The sequence below is a fragment of the Histidinibacterium lentulum genome (genome assembly GCF_003789055.1).
Lineage (GTDB): Bacteria > Pseudomonadota > Alphaproteobacteria > Rhodobacterales > Rhodobacteraceae > Oceanicola > Oceanicola lentulus.
Window position 1 is genome coordinate 463,076 of the sequence record NZ_ML119082.1, and the last position, 16,345, is coordinate 479,420.

Consider the following 16,345-nt stretch of genomic DNA (forward strand, 5'->3'; position numbering starts at 1 on the left):
CATGACCACCCCCATCGTCGAGATGCGCAACATCGAGAAGTTCTACGGCCGCATCCACGCCCTTCGCGGCGTGAACCTGAAGGTGAACCCGGGCGAGATCGTGGGTCTTCTGGGCGACAACGGCGCGGGCAAGTCCACGCTGATCAAGGTCCTCTCGGGCGCGGTGCCCTACACCTCGGGACAGATCTTCATCAAGGGCCGCGAGGTGCAGCTCAACTCCACCAACGACGCCATCGCGAACGGGGTGGAGACGATCTATCAGGACAGCGCGCTGGTGCCGCAGCTGTCGATCGCGCGGAACCTGTTCCTGGGGCGCGAGCTCAGGAAGGGGCCGCGCTGGATGGACCGGATGGATACGGCGGAGATGAACCGGGTGGCCTCGGAACTGTTGCGGCGGGTCGGGATCACGAAGAACATCCCGCCCACCACGCCGATCAGCGGCCTCTCGGGCGGCGAGCGGCAGGCGGTGGCGATCGCGCGGGCAATGTATTTCGACAGCGACATCATCATTCTGGACGAGCCCACCAACAACCTTGGCGTGGCGGAGACGCAGGGCGTGCTGAACTTCGTGCGGGACGCGCGGGACAAGGGCCATGCCTGCATCTTCATCGCGCACAACATCCACCACGTTTTCCAGGTCTGCGACCGGATGGTCGTGATGCGCATGGGCACCGTGGCCGCCGATGACCTGACGCCGAAAACGTCGACGATCCAGGACGTTGAGAACGTCATCACGGGCGAGCATCTGGCAGCATGATCCGGATCGCGGCGCGGGGAATAGAGGCGGCCTTTGCGGCGGAGCTCGGGCGGCTCGACGGGTTCACTGTGAGCGACGGCGGCCAGCGGATCGCCCCTCTGCACCGCGCGCCTTGGGTCGGCACCGGGGAGGCAATGCCCGCCGACGCCCCGCCGCTGATGGCGGGGCTGGGCGGCGATTTCTTCTGCGCGCCCTTCGCGCTGTCGGATGGGGACAGCCCGCTGCATGGCTGGCCGCCCAACGTCGCGTGGCATGTGCTGCTGGCGGAGGCAGGCGTCCTCAGGGCGGTCTGTTCGAAGACGGTGCGCGGCGCCGTGCTGGTCAAGGAACTGGCACTCGCGGATGATCACCCGTTCGTTTATCAGCGCCACGTCTTCGTCGGCGGAGCGGGACGGGTCACGGCGGCGAACCACGGGAACGTGTCCGTCCCCCGAGGCGCACTCATCCGGACCTCGCCCAAGTCCCATTGGGAGACGCCCCGGAACGCACAGGAAACCGATCCGGCGAGGGGACGCTCGGCCATCGGCGTGGGCGTGAGGGCGGAGGATCCGACAGCCTTTCCGACCGCGGCCGGCGGCTCGGTTGATCTGACGCGCTACCCCTGGTTCGACCGGACGGAGGATTTCGTGATCGGCGTGGAGGCGAAGAACTCGCCTCTGGGCTGGACGGCGGTGACGCGGCCCGAGGAGGGCGATCTCTATCTCTCGCTGCGCCATCCGCGGCAGGCGCCCATGAGCATGTTCTGGCAATCGAACGGCGGGCGGGACTACGCGCCCTGGTCGGGGCGGCATACCGGCTGTCTCGGCGTCGAGGAGGGCGCGGCGGAGCACATGCTGTCGGTTTCGACAGAGGCGGACCTCGCGGGACCGGGCGCGCTGTCGCTGACGCCGGGCGGCACCGTGGAGATGCGGCATGGCACGGGCGCGATCGCCTGGCCCTCGGGCGCGGCGGTGGCGGAGGTGGTTCTGGAGGGCGACAGGCTTACGGTGCGGGGGGAGGACGGCGCGGTCAGGGATCTGCCGTTCCGCCAGGGATTCCTTGGGCTGGAGGGACCATGACGAAACCTGTGGTCATCGCGGCGCCGGAGCCGCGGACGCTCGACCTGATCTTCCGCCCCGATCGGCTGGAGGAGCTGCGCGCGGGCTATGACGTGCACGAGGTGGAGGCCCACGCGCTGGAGAGCCTGCCCGACGAGGTGCTGCGCCGGGCGCGCTATGTCATCGGTCAGCCGCCCATCGGGGAGGACCTGCTGGCGCGGATGGAGAGCCTCGCTTGCGTCTTCAATGTCGAGGGCAATCTCTTTCTCAACATGCCCTACCCGCGGCTGTTCGAGCGCGGCATCCATGTGGTGACCACGATGGAGGTCTTCGCCCGTCCGGTGGCGGAGATCGGGCTGGGGCTGGCTCTGGACCTGATGCGCGAGATCACGGAGGCGGATGTCGCATTCAGCGAGGGGCGGGAGAGCTGGGGGCTCGAAAGCAACGGGCGGGCGCGGCTTCTGACCGGTGCCGATGTGGGGCTGATCGGCTTCGGCGGGATCGGGCGGTCGCTGCTGCCGCTTCTCATGCCGTTCCGGCCGAGGCTGCGGATCTACGATCCCTGGCTGCCGCCTTCGGTGATCGCGGAGGCCGGGGCCGAGGCGGTGGAGCTGGACACGCTGCTGCAGGAGAGCGAAGTCGTCTTCGTGCTCGCCTCGGTGACGGACGAGAACGAGGGGTTCCTCGGTCCGGATGCCTTTGCGCGGATGCGGCCGGGGGCGGCCTTCGTGCTCTTGAGCCGGGCGGGCGTGGTGGATTTCGACGCGCTGGTGGAGGCGGTGCAGCGCGGGCATATCGTGGCTGCGAGCGATGTCTTTCCCGAGGAGCCGATGCCGGAGGACCATCCGGTCCGGACGCTGCGGGGGTTCCTCAGGTCGGCGCACAGGGCGGGGGCGCTCGACGTGGCGTTCAAGGCGATGGGCGATATGGTGCTGGAGGACATGGCGCTGCTGGACCGCGGCCTGCCGCCGGTGCGCTGCAAGAGGGCGGAGCGGGAGACGGTCGCAAGGATGCGCTCGAAGCCGGTGGAGAAGAGCTAACCTCAGGTTACGGCCGGGCCCCGGGGTTCAAGGTGGGGGGCGAGGTCGCCTCAGTCCGTTGCCAATTCGAGGGCGAGTACACCCAAAGCGTCGAGGCTTGCGCGCATGGCGGTAAGGAAATCGCCTTCGGCGGGCCGGTTCGCGAGGGGCGGAAAGACCGCCTGGGCCAGTCCCAGGTCGGCGGCGCGGACCATCGCCTCCTCGGGAGGCGCGGCCTCCCAGATCAGGACTTCGGCGCCGGTCCCGGACATGAGGTCGGAGAGCGCCTGCCATTGCGCGTCCTCGGGCATCGCGCCCGCATCCCAGTCCAGCGAGACGATCTCTAGCCCGTAGGCGCGGGCGAAATACTGGTAGCGGGGATGGGTGGCGACGAGTGTGACGCCGGAGAGGGCGGTGCCGATGTCCTCCGCTTCGGCATCAAGAGCCATGAGATCCGCTTCGAGATCGGCGAGACGGGCATGGAGCCCGACCGCAACAGCAGGGATCCGGCGCTCCATGGCCGTGGCGAGGCTGCGCGCCTGGGTCGCGGCCTGCTCGAAATCGAGCCAGGTGAAGCTTGCGGTGCCGGTGTGGGAATGTTCACCGTCCGCGCCGTGGCTGTGGGTGATGCTCTCGGTCTCGATGAGGGTCTCCGCGAAGAGCTCCGACGTGTCCACCAGACGCGCCCGGGGCAGGGACGCACGGGCGACCCAGTCCGCGAACCCCGCGCCGTTGAGGGCGATGAGATCGGCGGACTGGATTTCGGAGATGTCGGCGATCGTCGGCCGCCAGAAGGCCGGATCGCGGTCGGCGGGGACCGGGAAGAGGACCGACACTTGCTCTGTCCCGGCCAGACGCTCGGCGAAATAGGCGAGCGGATAGTTGACCGTCGCGACCACGGCGGGCCTGTCCTGCGCAGCCGCCGGACTGGCCAGAATGGCAGCGAGGGCGAGGGATCTCATCCCGAGGCGTCCAGTCCCGCGGCGATGTCGGCGGGGGTCAGGAGCCAGTAATCCCGGTGGCCGCTGCCGGCGTCGACCTCGATCCGAAGTCCGCTTTCCCTGGCGGCCCCGGTGAGGGGAAATCGCAGGGCGCCGTCCTCGGAGAGCGCCATGGTGGCGACGAGGATGTCCGCGTCGTCGTAGATGCGCACGGTGCCCTCTGTCGGGACCCTGCCGGAGGAAAAGCGCGCCTCGACCACCACCTCGCCGTTCTCGACGAATGCAAAGACGTTGAGGCCATGGGCATGCGCGCCCGAAGCGGCGAAGCCGAGCGCGAGGGCGATCAGCAGGGCGCGGAAGCCGCGGGCAAGATGCTCGAAGGTCTGCGTCATGATCAGCCCCATTCCTCGAAACGAACCCAGATCACGGCGCCGAGTTCATGGTCCTTTTCCTCGCCTTCGAACATCATCGGCTCTTCGGCGGTCGTGAGAGCGGCAAAGCCCCACCATCCGGCGGCAGGGGTGGCATAGGTGAAGATGCCCTCCTCGTCGGCCTTGATCGTCTGGGTGACCATCAGTTCGGAGGGGACGGTGGCGGTGCCCTCCTCGTTGTAGAACTCCACCTCGACCTCGGCGAAGGGCGAGGGTGCGCCGTCGAAGAGCACCGTGCCCTGGAAAACGTTACCGGCCCAGAGGCCGAAGGGCTTCGAGATCGGGACGATCTCGGTCTTGAGGCCCAGTTCGATGTCCCAGCCCTCGTCCTCGCCGAACGCGCTGACATAGGTCTTGGTGTAATGGGTGATGAAGGCATCGTCGGCGGGTTCCCAGTAGGGCTGGGGCGTCATGGCGAAGACGTAGGTCCCGGGGCGGGCGATCGGGTAGTCGAGCGTATAGCCGGGCTGGCCCATGACAGTTGCTTCCACCAGATCGCCGGTGAGGTCCGTCGTCTCGCCCTCGTGGGTCACGCTGAAGGCCTCGGGCATCTCCAGCACCATGCCGTCGAGTTCAAACGGATGGGAGAAGGACAGCGTGAGCCCGACGGAGCGGCCGTCTTTCTGGCCAAGCATCGGAGTCGTCGGGATGATCATGCCGTAATGGGCGCCCGCGGCGCCGGTCGAGAGGGCGAGCGCCAGGGTTGCGGCGGCAAGGCGGGACGGTCTGGGGTGCTGGCTCATACAGAAAGCTCCGGTTTGGATCGCATTCAGGTTTTCAGAGGGCCAGAAGCCAGGCGACGACCGACTCTCTGGAGGACCAGACCACATAGACGCAGACCGCGGCAAGGGCCGCGGCGAGACCCAGGATCAGGCCGAGTTCCGCGAGCGCAAGACGCAGGATCACGTAACGGCCCGCACCGAGGCGGAAGGCGGTGGCCATTTCGGGTGCCCGCAGACGCCACGACAGGAACAGGGCCAGCCCGATCGCCGCTGCTGCCGCCGCACCCACTGCGATGGCCACGGCATCGAGCAGCGCCGCGATGCGGAAGATCCGGTCCACGAGATCGTCGATCACCTCGGACGGCACGACGGCCTGCACCGGGTTTTCCTGTGACAGGTAGCGGCCGCGCAGGATGGTGCCGGATCTGTCGTCCCAGGGGGCCACGAGCACGGCAGAGACGGGAAAGCCGTCCGGATCGCCGTGGAAGTGGAAGCTGTCAAGCGTTTCGGGGGTGATGCGCGTGTATTCGATCAGCGCCGCGCTGGCGGTGACGTTACCGGCCTCGACCTCGGCAGCGTTGATGACATCCGCGTGCCCGTGGCCGATGCCCGCGATCACCCAGGTCGTCTTTATGTCCGTGAAGACGGCCTCGTCGTCGGGCGTCCCGGTGGGGGCGAAGACGCCGGCAACCTGCATCTCGAGGGGATAGACGCCGTCGAGGTCGAAGAGGTTCTCGGGCGAGGACACCAGGGTATCCCCGGGACCCAGGCCCAGTCTCCCGGCCACGGAGGCCCCGAGCACGGTCTCTCCGAGCACGGCGAAGGGCCGGCCCTCGGCCAGTTCCAGGCCGCGGAATTCGATGTAGTCGAGCGTCGTGCCGACGATGCGCGCACCGCTTGCGGAGAAGGCGGTGTAGAGCGGGATCGGCAGGCCGAGGTCCGAGTCCCAGACCGCCTCGCTGGCGGCCATGGTCAGGGGAGCTGTGGCCTCCTCGGAGAAGTACAGCGCGCTCATCACCAGATCGAGCCGGCTGCCGCGGCTGCCGAGAACCAGCGGCGTGGCCTCGGCGCGGCTCGTCAGGGCCTCCTCGCTGCCGCGGAGCAGCGTCTGGCTGATGAAAGGGACCGACAGGATCACGGCGGCCACGATGACCAGGATGACGCTGCGCCAGAGGTGGTAGCGCAGGTAGGCGGTGGCCAGGAAGAGCGCGTTCATGCCCCTGCCCCCCGCCCGGCACGGAACTGCGCGAAGTCGATGACGCGGTCGAAGCGGGCGAGAAGGTCGTGATCATGGGTCACGGCGAGGACGGTCGCCCCCTCCTCCGCCGCGCGGTCGAAGAGCAGGTCGAGGATCAGCGTCTTGGTGGCCGGATCGAGGTTGCCAGTCGCCTCGTCGGCAAGGATCAGGCCGGGGCGGGTGACGAGAGCGCGGCAGATCGCGACGCGTTGCTGCTCGCCCTGGCTGAGCGCGCCCGGGCGGCGGTCGAGCTTGCCGCCGATCCCGCAGCGGTCGGCGAGAGCCTGCGCGCGGTCCCGGGCGGCCTGGTCGAGGGAGAGGCCCGATCCCACCCGGAACGGGTAGAGGATGTTCTCGCGCGCGGTGAGGTAGTCGAGAAGCGCGAAGGTCTGGAAGACGAAGCCGATGCGCCGCGCGCGGAAGGTCCGCCGGGCGCGGTCGGACAGCGAAGAGATCTCCGTTTCGCCGATGCGGATGCGGCCGGCCTCGGGCAGGAACAACCCCGCGACGAGGTTCAGGAGCGTCGTCTTGCCCGAACCGCTGGGCCCGACGATGGCCGCCCGCTCTCCCTCTTCGACGGAGAGCGAGGGAACCTCGAGACGGAACTCGGGATAGCTGAAGCGCAGGGCGTCGATGGAGAGCATGTCAGTTGACGATCTCCGCGCCGGTTTCCGCCCCGCCCGTCCATGGTCCGTCCACCCGGTCGGTCAGCGTGCCCGAACCTGTGCGGTCCACATCCGTCAGGGCAAAGCCCGTCAGGCGCCATGCCCCCCCGACCGGCTGCAGCGTCAGGTCGGCGGCATAGGCGTTGCCGCGGACATGGAGGTGCTCGGCATGCCCCACGGTCCCGAGGACCCGCCAGCGGGCGGCTATCTCGACCGTGTCCCGGTCGGGACGGGAGGAGAGGGAGATCAATTCCATCTCGTGGATCTGCTGGTCGGGCTCCAGCCCGTGCTCGGCAAGCGCACCGATCCGTTCCAGATAGAGGATCTCCAGCGCATCCGAGGCGGCGACCTCGGCGAGGTGGTCATAGATTTCGGCCTCGCCGGTCTCTGCGAAGGCCTCGTAGACCACGCGCAGCACCTCGGGCACGACGCGGAAGCCCTCTGCGGAAACCTCGGCAGCGGTCGCGGGAGCCTCGAGCCCGGGCGCTGCATGTGCGGTGGCGGCGCCGCCCCCCGGCGACAGCAGAAGCGCCAAGGCAGCCCCCGCCGTGGCGAGCGCGGCGGCCGTCAGGGCGATGGGGCGTGCTCTCGGCGTCATCCTGGGCTCCACGGCGGAGAACCTAGGGCGCGGCGTGCCCTCCGGCCATGACGCCGTCAAGGGCCGAGGGTCACCAGCCTGAAGGGCCCAGATCGGTCCAGGCCCCTCCCCGGGCATGGCTGTCGGCGCAAGCGTGGACGAATCGGACGCCCTGAAGTCCTTCGTCGGCGCCGGACAGGCAGAGGCCCTCGAGGTCTGCGGTCTGTCCGGCACGGCGCTGGCCGATGGCGATGGCGAGAGCCGCATAGAGATTGGCCCAGGCATCGGTCAGGGCCTCGCCATGGCCGCGGGGCAGATGCACGAGTTGGGCGGCCTCGGGGACGATGCCGGCGCCCTGCCCCCGCCTGACGATGCGCTCGGGTCCGTCGAGAGGCGTGTGGCGCAGATCCTCAGGGTATTCCTGGTCCCAGGACAGGCCGCCCGCGCTGCCCCAGATGTGGAAGCGGAAGCCGCAGAACTGACCGGGTGCCGCCTGGCTGATGTGCATCAGCACGGGCACGCCACCGGTAAGGCGGAGAGACACGAAGGCGGTATCCTCGAGCGGCTGCGGCGCGCCGCAGGTGTGGAACTCGGCCCGGAGCGCCTCGACCTCGCGCCCGGTGACGTGATGGAGCATGTGATAGGCATGGGTTCCGATGTCGGCCACGGCGGAACTGCGCCCCGCGGTGGCGGGATCGCGGCGCCAGAGCTGACCCTTGTCGTCGGGGCCTGCCGCATGCATCGAGCCGTCCTGCAGATATTCGATCCGGATCTGGCGCAGCTCTCCGATCTCGCCCGCCGCGACCATGGCGCGGGCCTGCCGGACCATGGCGTGGTGCACATAGGGATAGGTGAGCAGCAAGGTGGGACCGGAACCGCCGGTGCGGGTCCGCAGGTCTTGCGCCTCCTCGACGGAATTGGTCATCGGTTTGTCGCAGATCACGTCGATGCCCGCGTCGAGAAAGCCCGCGGCGATTGGGTGATGGGTGTGGTTCGGCGTGCAGACGACGACCGCGTCAATTCCGTCCGCCCGTGCGGCCTCGGCCCGGGCCATGTCCCGCCAGTCGCCATAGGCGCGGTCGGGGGCAATGGCCCAGTCCTGCGCGGAGAGCGCGGCGCGCTCGGGATCGGAGGACAAGGCGCCCGCAACGATGTCCCAGCGGTTCGACAGCCGCGCGCCCGAGGCGTGCCAGTCGCCCACGAGCCCGCCGCGACCACCGCCGACGAAGCCAAGCCTGAGCCTGCCGCCTGCCGGAGCGCGCCGGATGTGCGCGAGGTGCCCTGTCGCCATGTCGCGTCCTCCTTTTCGTCGTGGCGCCGGGAAGCTAGGGGCGCGGCGAGCGGGATTGCAACCGGTTTCGTTCTCACCGGCGCGGGCCTAGGCTCCCGGGAAGGGACGCGAGGGAGGCCGCCGGATGGTGGGGATCGGGACGGGGCCTGTGCATGTGCTGGGCCGTGCGGGCATGGACTTCTATGCCGAGCCCGCGGGGACGGCGGTGGCGCAGGCGGAGGGGTTTTTCGCCTGCCTCGGCGGGTCGGCGGGGAATATTGCGGCGGGTCTGGCGCGGCAGGGCCGGGCGGCGGCGCTGATCTCCGCCGTCTCGGACGACGCGGTGGGGCGGTTCGTGCTGGCGGAGCTTCGGCGCTACGGCGTGGGGTCAGCGCATGTGGCGGTGAAGGGCGGCGCGACGCGCACCTCGCTTGCGGTGACCGAAACGCGGGGCGCGCCGGAGACGGTGATCTACCGCAACGGAGCGGCGGACCTGATGCTGGAGGCGGAGGATCTGGCCGGGATAGACTGGGCCGCCTCGGGCGGGCTGATCGTGACCGGGACGGCGCTGGCGGCAGAACCGTCGCGCGGGGCAGCGCTGGCGGCGATGCAGGCGGCCCGGGATACCGGGCGGGCGGTGGTGCTCGACGTGGATTACCGGCCCTATTCCTGGCGGTCGGAGGTGGAGGCTGCCGAGGTCTGCCGGAGTGCGGCGGCGCTCTGCAGCCTTGTCGTGGGCAATGACGAGGAATGGGCGGTGATGGCCGGGGGGGAGGGCCTTTCGCTGGCACGGGCAACGGGGCGGGACCGGGTCGCGATCTACAAGAAAGGGGCGGAGGGCTGCGAGACCTTCCTTCCGGGACGCGACTTTCGGACCGGCATCTTCGCAGTGACGGCGCTGAAGCCCATGGGCGCTGGGGATGGCTTCATGGCCGGCCTGATCGCGGGGCTGGCCGAGGGCGGGACGATGGAAGAGGCCGTGGAGAGGGGCGCCGCGGCAGCGGCTCTGGTTGTCTCAAGCAAAGGCTGCGCCCCCGCCATGCCCACGGCGGCGGAGCTTGAGGCGTTCCTGGCGGAGCGGCGGCGTTAGCCCAGCATCGGCGGCAGCATCAGGCGCAGGGCGGCGCCGCCGGGCGGGGCGTGCATCGCGCCGCGGCTGGCGCGGGCGAGGATGATGCGGCAGGCGGTGCGGATGTCCTCGGCCAGGTCGTGGTAGAGCACGGCGTCGAGCGCACCTTCGGCGAGCAAAGCGCGGTTGTCCGGGTCGAGGTCGTGGCCGATGACGAGGGCCGGCGTCACCCCGGCGGCGGAGAGCGCGGCAAGGAGCCGCCGGTTGCTCCCGCCGATGGAATAGAGCGCATCGGGCGGCGGGCCGGACAGGGCCGCCCGTGTCAGCCGGTCCAGGAAGGCGGGGCCGTCGGTGCCCTCGGTGAGGTCCAGCACCTCCGCCGCGGGCAGATGCCGTGCGAGCGCGACGCGAAAGCCCGCCGCGCGTTCTCCCTCGCCGCGGAACCCGGGGTTGCGGATGGTCACCAGGACGCGCGCCGTGTCGGGCCGGGTGCGGGCGATGATCCAGGCGGCGGTCTCCCCTGCCCGGCCGTTGTCGAGGCCGACATAGCCGCTGCGGCCCGATCCGGGCATGTCGGAGGCCAGCGTGATGACCGGGATCCCGGCACCTTCGAGCGCACGAATCCTCTCCGAGAGCGGCGGCGCGTCGGGGGCCATGAGGATCACGCCGTGGCTGCCCGTCCGTTCCACCCGAGCCAGCGCGGCGGAAAGCTGCGGGACGGGAAAGCGGGTGCGCATGTCGGCCCGGACACGGAAGGCGGCGGGCTGCATGAGCGGAAGCTCGCGCCGGAGGGCGGACCCGAGCTCGTCGATGAAGGTCTGGGGCGCCTCGACCAGCAGGTCGACGATGAGACGGCGACCGGCGATGGAGAGCTGACCCGCCTGGGCCTCCAGTTCCGCGATGGCCTTCTCGACCCGGGCGACCGTGCCTGCCCGCACGCCGCCGCGCCCGTTGAGGACGCGGTCCACGGTGGCGGTCCCGACCCCGGCCTGCAGGGCGATTTCCTTGACGGGAAAGCGGTGGGGCATCCTCTTGATGGTTTCCTGATGGATTTCGGCTGCGCGGGCGCAGGGTAACCCGGCCTATCGTCGGGGAACAGAACCGACCCACAGCATGAGAGGAGGAGACCATGCTCGATCAGGGAGGGACCCGCGCGCCGGTGTGGCTGGACGATGCGTCCTGCGACATCGACGCCTTCAAGCGCCATGTGGACCGGACCACGACGGCCGCCGACTATCCCCGTGCCGCGGAGATTGTGGCGAATGTTCCGGTCTACGATGGCCCCGCGCTCGATCTCGGCACGGAAGCCGGGGCGCGGGAGGTCATGGCGGAATGGAACCGCACCTTCCTGTCGGGGCCCGGAATCATCGCGGTGCGGCGCGGCTATACTGACCTTGCGCTCGTCGATGCGGTGACCGAGGCCCTGTCAGCGATCATCGCCGAGGAAGCGGCGGCGGGCACCGGCAAGGGCGATCACTTCGCCGCCTCGGGCGCCAACAGCCGGGTCTGGAACGCCCATGAGAAGCTGGCGGTCGCAGCGCCGGAGCTCTTCGTGCGCTACAACGCAAACGAGATCGTGCGGCGCGTGGCGGAGTCCTGGCTCGGCTCGGGCTACCAGATCACCACGCAGGTGAACGTGGTCCGGCCCGGCGGCAAGGCGCAGACGGCGCATCGCGACTATCACATGGGCTTTCAGGACGCGGAGACCCTGCGCCGATATCCCGCCTCGCAGCATGCGCTGTCGGCCTGCCTGACGCTCCAGGGCGCGGTGGCGCACAGCGACATGCCCGTGGTGTCGGGGCCGACGAAGCTCCTGCCCTATTCGCAGAGCTACCTTCCCGGCTATCTCGCCGTGCTGCGGCCGGAGTTCCGGGCGTTCTTCGAGGAGGCCCATGTGCAGCTTCCGCTCGAGAAGGGGGACCTGCTGTTCTTCAACCCGGCGACCTTTCACGCGGCGGGGGAGAATCGGACGAGCGACGTGCAGAGGTTCGCGAACCTGATGCAGATCGGCTCCGCCTACGGGCGGTCCATCGAGATCGTGGACCGCACGAGGCTGACCGAGGCGATCTACCCTGCACTGAGCGGGCTTGCGGCGGAGGGCGCGCTCAGCGCGCGGGAAGCGGACAACGTGGTCGCGGCGGCGGCGGAGGGCTATCCGTTTCCGGCCAATCTCGACATCGATTCGCCGCTGTCGGGCATGGCGCCGCCAAGCCAGCAGGACGTTGTGCGGCAGGCGCTGGCCGAGGGCTGGGACGCGGGGCGGCTCGGCCAGGCGCTGGCCGAGCAGAATGGGCGCAAGCGGTCACACTGACGGACGGTCGCCCGGCGCCAGCTCCCGCAGGAGGCGCCGGGCCGCCTCGGTCAGGGGGTCGATCGTTTCAGTCAAGATCTCGATGCGGTCGAAGCGTTCCGGGTGCCGCGCGAGGCCCTCGCGCAGGGCCGCGCCGAAGGTCCGGCGCAGTTCGGTCCCGAGGTTGAATTTCGCCACGCGGGTTCCGGCGGCAAGGCTGCGGCGCATGGCGGACGGGATGCCAGAGCCGCCGTGCAGGACAAGCGGCACGGCGGTGGCGGCCTCGATGGCGGAGAGGGCGGCGCGGTCGATGTGGGCCTCGGGGCCGGTCTGCAGGTGCAGGTTGCCCACGGAGACGGCGAGGGCGTCGAGGCCGGTTTCCTCGGCGAGGATGCGGGCCTCCTCGGGATCGGTCGGGGCCGAGGAGGCGCCGCCGGCATAGCCCACGGTACCGACCTCGCCCTCGACCGACACGCCCGAGGCATGGGCGAAGCGGACGACCTCTCGCGTCAGGGCGACATTCTCGGCAAGCGGCAGGTGCGAGCCGTCGAACATCAGCGAGGAGAGGCCCAGATCGAGGGCGCGGCGGCAGTCGTCCACGTCGCGGGAATGGTCGAGATGGGTCACGACGGGGACAGGGGCGGTCTCGGCGAGGTGGGCCAGCATCGGGGCCAGCACCTCGAGCGGGGTATGGGCGCGGGCGCCGGGGCCGATCTGGAGGATCAGCGGCAGGCCTTCTGCCTCGGCGGCGCGGGTATAGGCGAGAGCGTCCTCCCAGCCCTGCACGACGAAGCCGGGCACGGCGTGGCCGCGGGCATTGGCCTCTGCCAGTACCGGGGCGAGCGCGGCCTTCATCGGAACTTGGCCACCATGTCCTTGATGCCGGGGATCGTCTCCACCTGATCGGCATGGGAGGGTTGGAAATACTGAACCAGCGGGCGCTGGGATGCGCCTCCGAGAATGGTGAAATAGTACATTTCGTACCCCGGCAGGACGGCGCAGGGATGATAGCCCCGGTCGATCAGCATCGTGGAGCCATCGACCACATGGTAGGCGTCGCCCGCTGCCCCGTCCTCGCGTTGCAGCATCTGAAGGCCCGATCCGTGGGCGGGGCGGAAGCGGAAGTTGTAGCATTCGTCGTGATGCGTCTCGTCCGGCAGGCGGTCGGTGTCGTGCTTGTGGCTGGGAAAACCGGACCAGCCCCCCTGCCCCACAGTGTAGAGTTCGGACACGAGGAGGCGGCTGACGCGGCCCGCCTGTTTCTGGCCGAGGATATGCTTGATCTTGCGGTGGGTCTTGGTGTCGTCGGAGCCGTATTGCACGACGTCGATCTCGTCCTTTCGCACCGCGAAGGGGGTCAGGCGCTCATCCGTGCGGGCGCCGGCGACGAAGACCTCGGCGGCGCGCGTCCGGCAGGTAACCTCCGCGGGCACGCCTGCGGGGACGTAGACGCCCTCGGGTTCTCCGTCCCAGACATCGGCGCCGCGACCGCCCAGTGCGGTGAAGGTCTCGCCTTCGACCGAGATATCGACGGCGCCGGTAGCGGGGACGAGGCAGGTTTCGTAGCCTTCGACGCGGGTTTTGACGCGCTCGTCCGCCCTGAGGCGCAGGATATTGAAATAGACGTGGGGGAGGCGCGGGTCGTTCGCCCCGACGATCGCGGCGTTGCGGTTGTCGTGCGGGGGAATGTGCATCGGGTGCTCCAGGGGGTGGAATTACCGTTTGACCGGGGCTCGGGGGCAAAGCTACCGATCAGATGCAACCGGTTGCAAGGGCAATCGGGTTCGGGAAGGGGCGGCGCATGGCGGAGATATCCTGGGGTCTGATCGGCGGAGGGCGCGGCAGCCAGATCGGCCCGGCGCATCGGCTGGGCGCACGGCTCGACGGACATTTCGCGCTGAAGGCCGCGGCGCTGGATGCGGACCCCGAGGCGGGCCGCGCCTATGCGGCGGAGCTGGGGGTGGAACGCGCCTATGGCAACTGGCGCGAGATGCTGGAGGGCGAGACCTCCCGCCCCGACCCGGTGCGTCTGGTGACGGTGGCGACGCCGAACCACACGCATTTCGAGATCGCCCACGCCTTCGTGGAGGCGGGCATCCATGTCTTCTGCGAAAAGCCCATGACGATGGAGGTGGACGAGGCCGAGCGGCTGGTGGCGGCGGCGCGGGAGAGGGGCGTGCTCTGCGCGGTGAATTACGGCTATTCGGGCTATCCCCTGGTGCGGCACATGCGCGAGATGGTGGCCCGCGGCGATCTGGGCGCGGTGCGCGTGGTGGTGGCGGAATTCGCCCACGGGCATCATGCCGATGCGGCCGACGCCGACAATCCGAGGGTGCGCTGGCGCTACGATCCCGCGCAGGCCGGGGTGTCGGCGGTTCTGGCCGATTGCGGCATCCACGCGCTGCACATGGCGTCTTTCGTGACGGGTCAGCAGCCGGAGCGGCTGGCGGCGGATTTCGTCTCGGCCGTGCCGGGGCGGGCGCTCGAGGACGATGCGGCCGTGACACTGCGCCTTTCGGGCGGGGCGACCTGCCGGCTCTGGGCCTCGGCCATCGCGCTGGGGCGGCAGCACGGGCTGACGCTGCAGGTCTTCGGTGAGAGGGGCGGGCTCCGATGGGCGCAGGAGCAGCCGAACCAGCTCTACTGGACGCCGGTGGGCGGTCGGACGGAGATCGTCGAGCGCGGCGCGGGGGGGCTTTCGCCCGCGGCCGATGCGGCGAGCCGGGTTACGATGGGCCATCCCGAGGGAATGCCGCTGGCCTTTGCCAACCTCTATGCCGACCTTGCCGCCGAGATCGGCGGGGTGGCGTCGCTGTGCCCCACGGCGGAGGACGGGCTGCGGTCGGTGGCGGCAATCCATGCGGCGGCGGCCTCGGCCCGGTCGGGCGGCGCCTGGGTCGATGCCCGGCCATCGTTGCTCAGAGAGGTCTGAGCGTTCCGCGCAGGACCAATTCCGCCTGGAGGGTGCAGGAAGCGGGATCGACGCCGGTCTCGATCCGGGACAGGAGCCGGTCCACCGATTCCGCGATGATCCGGGGAAAGGGCTGGCGAATCGTGCTGAGGGCGATGGCTCCCCAGCCCGCCATGGCCATGTCGTTCATGCCGAGGATGCCGACATCGCCGGGCACGGACAACCCCGCCTCCCGTAGCGCGTCGAGCGCGCCGATGGCGAGCTGGTCGTCGCCGCAGAAGTACGCCTCGGCGAGATCGCCCGCCCGGATGATCCGCCCCATTTCGGTCTGACCGGCCTCGTGGCTGTAGGCCTCGGCGAAGCTGATGCCCGGGTGCAGGGGGCCGAGACCGGCGAGAAAGCCCGAGAGACGGTCCCCGGTTGAGGTGGCGCCGCGCGGCCCGCCCAGAAAGCCGATGCGACGGTATCCGCGGGCGAGCAGCGTTTCCGCCGCGAGCCGGCCGCAGGCAATGTTGTCCACGCCGACGACAGGCAGCGCCGGGTCCGGCGCCTGTCGCCCGAAGCAGTGGACGACGGGCAGGCCCGCGGCATGGAACGCTTCGGCAAAGTCCCCCGGCAGGGTCGAGGAAGCTACGATCACGCCCTCGACAGAATAATCCTGCAGAAGGGCGAGCGAGGCCTCGGCGCGGGTCTCGCCCGAGAGGTTCACGAGAAGGGGCCGATAGCCGCGATCCTGCAACAGGCGGGTGAAGCCGTCGAAGACGGTCATGAAGACCGGGTTGCGGAAATTGTCGACGACGAGCCCGACAAGGCCCGTGCGCCGCGTCGTGAGGCTGGAGGCGAGGCGGTTCGGGCGGTAGCCGAGCGCCTCCGCGGCCTTCAGCACCCGGGCGCGGGTGGCGGCCGCGACCGAGGCACCCTCGGTGAAGGTGCGCGAGACGGCGGAGCGGGAGACGCCTGCCCTGGCGGCCACATCGGCAAGGGTCACGCGGGGCGCGGGCGGCCTCTCCCGGCCGGTCACAAGGCGACCCCGGGCGGACAGCTTGTCGCGGAGAGCGGCCCCGCGCTTGCGTTTACAAGTCCGAGCGTTTTTGTAAGTTGAAAGTCCGGGCCTTGACTGGTCCGGCTCTCTGAGCCCTCAGCGATCCCGGTGACCATGTCGAAGAAACTGCCGTCCCCCTGCATCGACGTCTGCAAGTTCCGCCGCGAGGGCCATTGCATCGGCTGCTCCATGACCAAGGCGCAGAAGAAGATGTTCAAGGCGCTGAAGAAGCCCGATCACCAGCGCGCCTTTGTCGACCTACTGCTGCATCAGCAGTCCGACATGGGGAAATACAGCCACTGGACGCCGGTCTACCTGAAGAAGTGCGCGAAGAAGGGCGTGAAACCCCCCTTCGCGGCCTGACATCAGCCCCGGGG

18 protein-coding genes are annotated in these 16,345 nt (G+C 69.7%); 7 read left to right on the forward strand and 11 right to left on the reverse strand.

Annotation, left to right across the window (positions count from 1 at the left end):
- The first annotated feature begins 1 nt into the window (after position 1).
- The 3 genes from EAT49_RS05205 to EAT49_RS05215 are packed head-to-tail and all read left to right on the forward strand — an operon-like array spanning position 2 to position 2,834.
- Positions 2-757 carry an ATP-binding cassette domain-containing protein gene (locus EAT49_RS05205; RefSeq protein WP_123641228.1) on the forward strand — a complete coding sequence of 252 codons (756 nt, stop codon included), beginning with the start codon at positions 2-4 and terminating at the stop codon, positions 755-757.
- The gene (locus EAT49_RS05210; RefSeq protein ID WP_123641229.1) at positions 754-1,815 is read left to right on the forward strand and encodes a hypothetical protein; all 1,062 of its coding nucleotides are present in this window, start codon (positions 754-756) and stop codon (positions 1,813-1,815) included. The genes EAT49_RS05205 and EAT49_RS05210 overlap by 4 nt, the downstream gene beginning before the upstream one ends.
- On the forward strand, positions 1,812-2,834 hold the full coding sequence (locus EAT49_RS05215; RefSeq protein WP_123641230.1) for a hydroxyacid dehydrogenase: 1,023 nt from the start codon (positions 1,812-1,814) through the stop codon (positions 2,832-2,834). Before EAT49_RS05210 ends, EAT49_RS05215 begins: the two co-directional genes overlap by 4 nt.
- 50 nt (positions 2,835-2,884) lie before the next feature.
- On the opposite strand, the gene EAT49_RS05220 is transcribed toward EAT49_RS05215, so the two are convergent.
- The 7 genes from EAT49_RS05220 to EAT49_RS05250 all read right to left on the reverse strand — a co-directional run bounded on the left by EAT49_RS05220 (position 2,885) and on the right by EAT49_RS05250 (position 8,677).
- The gene (locus EAT49_RS05220; protein WP_123641231.1) at positions 2,885-3,775 is read right to left on the reverse strand and encodes a metal ABC transporter substrate-binding protein; all 891 of its coding nucleotides are present in this window, start codon (positions 3,773-3,775) and stop codon (positions 2,885-2,887) included.
- Entirely contained in the window at positions 3,772-4,146 is a 375-nt protein-coding gene (locus EAT49_RS05225) for a hypothetical protein (protein ID WP_123641232.1), read from the reverse strand. The genes EAT49_RS05220 and EAT49_RS05225 overlap by 4 nt, the downstream gene beginning before the upstream one ends.
- Before the next feature lie 2 nt (positions 4,147-4,148).
- Entirely contained in the window at positions 4,149-4,928 is a 780-nt protein-coding gene (locus tag EAT49_RS05230) for a DUF4198 domain-containing protein (protein WP_123641233.1), read from the reverse strand.
- A 34-nt stretch (positions 4,929-4,962) separates the two neighbouring features.
- Positions 4,963-6,123, reverse strand: coding sequence for an ABC transporter permease (locus EAT49_RS05235; protein ID WP_123641234.1), 1,161 nt, complete (start codon positions 6,121-6,123; stop codon positions 4,963-4,965).
- Positions 6,120-6,788 (reverse strand): ABC transporter ATP-binding protein, encoded by a 669-nt coding sequence (locus EAT49_RS05240; RefSeq protein WP_123641235.1) that lies wholly within the window; start codon positions 6,786-6,788, stop codon positions 6,120-6,122. The genes EAT49_RS05235 and EAT49_RS05240 overlap by 4 nt, the downstream gene beginning before the upstream one ends.
- Position 6,789: 1 nt before the next feature.
- Entirely contained in the window at positions 6,790-7,407 is a 618-nt protein-coding gene (locus EAT49_RS05245; protein WP_123641236.1) for a hypothetical protein, read from the reverse strand.
- A 70-nt stretch (positions 7,408-7,477) separates the two neighbouring features.
- Positions 7,478-8,677 carry a Gfo/Idh/MocA family protein gene (locus EAT49_RS05250; RefSeq protein ID WP_123641237.1) on the reverse strand — a complete coding sequence of 400 codons (1,200 nt, stop codon included), beginning with the start codon at positions 8,675-8,677 and terminating at the stop codon, positions 7,478-7,480.
- 124 nt (positions 8,678-8,801) lie between these two features.
- Here EAT49_RS05250 and EAT49_RS05255 point away from each other — a divergent pair, with 124 nt between their 5' ends.
- Positions 8,802-9,746, forward strand: a complete 945-nt coding sequence (locus EAT49_RS05255; RefSeq protein WP_123641238.1) for a PfkB family carbohydrate kinase — start codon at positions 8,802-8,804, stop codon at positions 9,744-9,746.
- On the opposite strand, the gene EAT49_RS05260 is transcribed toward EAT49_RS05255, so the two are convergent.
- Positions 9,743-10,753 carry a LacI family DNA-binding transcriptional regulator gene (locus EAT49_RS05260; RefSeq protein ID WP_123641239.1) on the reverse strand — a complete coding sequence of 337 codons (1,011 nt, stop codon included), beginning with the start codon at positions 10,751-10,753 and terminating at the stop codon, positions 9,743-9,745. The two genes, EAT49_RS05255 and EAT49_RS05260, sit on opposite strands and share 4 nt — an antisense overlap.
- Before the next feature lie 101 nt (positions 10,754-10,854).
- Between EAT49_RS05260 and EAT49_RS05265 the strand changes: the two genes are divergently transcribed.
- On the forward strand, positions 10,855-12,036 hold the full coding sequence (locus EAT49_RS05265; RefSeq protein WP_123641240.1) for a phytanoyl-CoA dioxygenase family protein: 1,182 nt from the start codon (positions 10,855-10,857) through the stop codon (positions 12,034-12,036).
- Here EAT49_RS05265 and EAT49_RS05270 read toward each other — a convergent pair.
- Positions 12,028-12,870, reverse strand: a complete 843-nt coding sequence (locus tag EAT49_RS05270; protein WP_123641241.1) for a class II fructose-bisphosphate aldolase — start codon at positions 12,868-12,870, stop codon at positions 12,028-12,030. The two genes, EAT49_RS05265 and EAT49_RS05270, sit on opposite strands and share 9 nt — an antisense overlap.
- A complete protein-coding gene (locus tag EAT49_RS05275; protein ID WP_123641242.1) occupies positions 12,867-13,709 on the reverse strand; it encodes a 5-deoxy-glucuronate isomerase in 843 nt (280 codons plus the stop codon). The genes EAT49_RS05270 and EAT49_RS05275 overlap by 4 nt, the downstream gene beginning before the upstream one ends.
- Before the next feature lie 107 nt (positions 13,710-13,816).
- On the opposite strand from EAT49_RS05275, the gene EAT49_RS05280 reads away from it, so the two are divergent.
- A complete protein-coding gene (locus EAT49_RS05280; protein WP_123641243.1) occupies positions 13,817-14,947 on the forward strand; it encodes a Gfo/Idh/MocA family protein in 1,131 nt (376 codons plus the stop codon).
- Here the strand turns inward: EAT49_RS05280 and EAT49_RS05285 are convergent.
- The gene (locus tag EAT49_RS05285) at positions 14,934-15,914 is read right to left on the reverse strand and encodes a LacI family DNA-binding transcriptional regulator (RefSeq protein WP_123641244.1); all 981 of its coding nucleotides are present in this window, start codon (positions 15,912-15,914) and stop codon (positions 14,934-14,936) included. The two genes, EAT49_RS05280 and EAT49_RS05285, sit on opposite strands and share 14 nt — an antisense overlap.
- A gap of 168 nt (positions 15,915-16,082) precedes the next feature.
- Between EAT49_RS05285 and EAT49_RS05290 the strand changes: the two genes are divergently transcribed.
- Positions 16,083-16,331, forward strand: a complete 249-nt coding sequence (locus tag EAT49_RS05290; RefSeq protein WP_123641245.1) for a DUF1289 domain-containing protein — start codon at positions 16,083-16,085, stop codon at positions 16,329-16,331.
- Positions 16,332-16,345 lie beyond the last annotated feature (14 nt).

What these genes read in the sequence shown, in the direction of transcription:
- EAT49_RS05205 (WP_123641228.1), top strand. Translation starts at nt 2, where the DNA reads ATGACCACCCCCATCGTCGAGATGCGCAACATCGAGAAGTTCTACGGC.
- EAT49_RS05210 (WP_123641229.1), top strand. Translation starts at nt 754, where the DNA reads ATGATCCGGATCGCGGCGCGGGGAATAGAGGCGGCCTTTGCGGCGGAG.
- EAT49_RS05215 (WP_123641230.1), top strand. Translation starts at nt 1,812, where the DNA reads ATGACGAAACCTGTGGTCATCGCGGCGCCGGAGCCGCGGACGCTCGAC.
- EAT49_RS05220 (WP_123641231.1), bottom strand. Translation starts at nt 3,775, where the DNA reads ATGAGATCCCTCGCCCTCGCTGCCATTCTGGCCAGTCCGGCGGCTGCG.
- EAT49_RS05225 (WP_123641232.1), bottom strand. Translation starts at nt 4,146, where the DNA reads ATGACGCAGACCTTCGAGCATCTTGCCCGCGGCTTCCGCGCCCTGCTG.
- EAT49_RS05230 (WP_123641233.1), bottom strand. Translation starts at nt 4,928, where the DNA reads ATGAGCCAGCACCCCAGACCGTCCCGCCTTGCCGCCGCAACCCTGGCG.
- EAT49_RS05235 (WP_123641234.1), bottom strand. Translation starts at nt 6,123, where the DNA reads ATGAACGCGCTCTTCCTGGCCACCGCCTACCTGCGCTACCACCTCTGG.
- EAT49_RS05240 (WP_123641235.1), bottom strand. Translation starts at nt 6,788, where the DNA reads ATGCTCTCCATCGACGCCCTGCGCTTCAGCTATCCCGAGTTCCGTCTC.
- EAT49_RS05245 (WP_123641236.1), bottom strand. Translation starts at nt 7,407, where the DNA reads ATGACGCCGAGAGCACGCCCCATCGCCCTGACGGCCGCCGCGCTCGCC.
- EAT49_RS05250 (WP_123641237.1), bottom strand. Translation starts at nt 8,677, where the DNA reads ATGGCGACAGGGCACCTCGCGCACATCCGGCGCGCTCCGGCAGGCGGC.
- EAT49_RS05255 (WP_123641238.1), top strand. Translation starts at nt 8,802, where the DNA reads ATGGTGGGGATCGGGACGGGGCCTGTGCATGTGCTGGGCCGTGCGGGC.
- EAT49_RS05260 (WP_123641239.1), bottom strand. Translation starts at nt 10,753, where the DNA reads ATGCCCCACCGCTTTCCCGTCAAGGAAATCGCCCTGCAGGCCGGGGTC.
- EAT49_RS05265 (WP_123641240.1), top strand. Translation starts at nt 10,855, where the DNA reads ATGCTCGATCAGGGAGGGACCCGCGCGCCGGTGTGGCTGGACGATGCG.
- EAT49_RS05270 (WP_123641241.1), bottom strand. Translation starts at nt 12,870, where the DNA reads ATGAAGGCCGCGCTCGCCCCGGTACTGGCAGAGGCCAATGCCCGCGGC.
- EAT49_RS05275 (WP_123641242.1), bottom strand. Translation starts at nt 13,709, where the DNA reads ATGCACATTCCCCCGCACGACAACCGCAACGCCGCGATCGTCGGGGCG.
- EAT49_RS05280 (WP_123641243.1), top strand. Translation starts at nt 13,817, where the DNA reads ATGGCGGAGATATCCTGGGGTCTGATCGGCGGAGGGCGCGGCAGCCAG.
- EAT49_RS05290 (WP_123641245.1), top strand. Translation starts at nt 16,083, where the DNA reads ATGTCGAAGAAACTGCCGTCCCCCTGCATCGACGTCTGCAAGTTCCGC.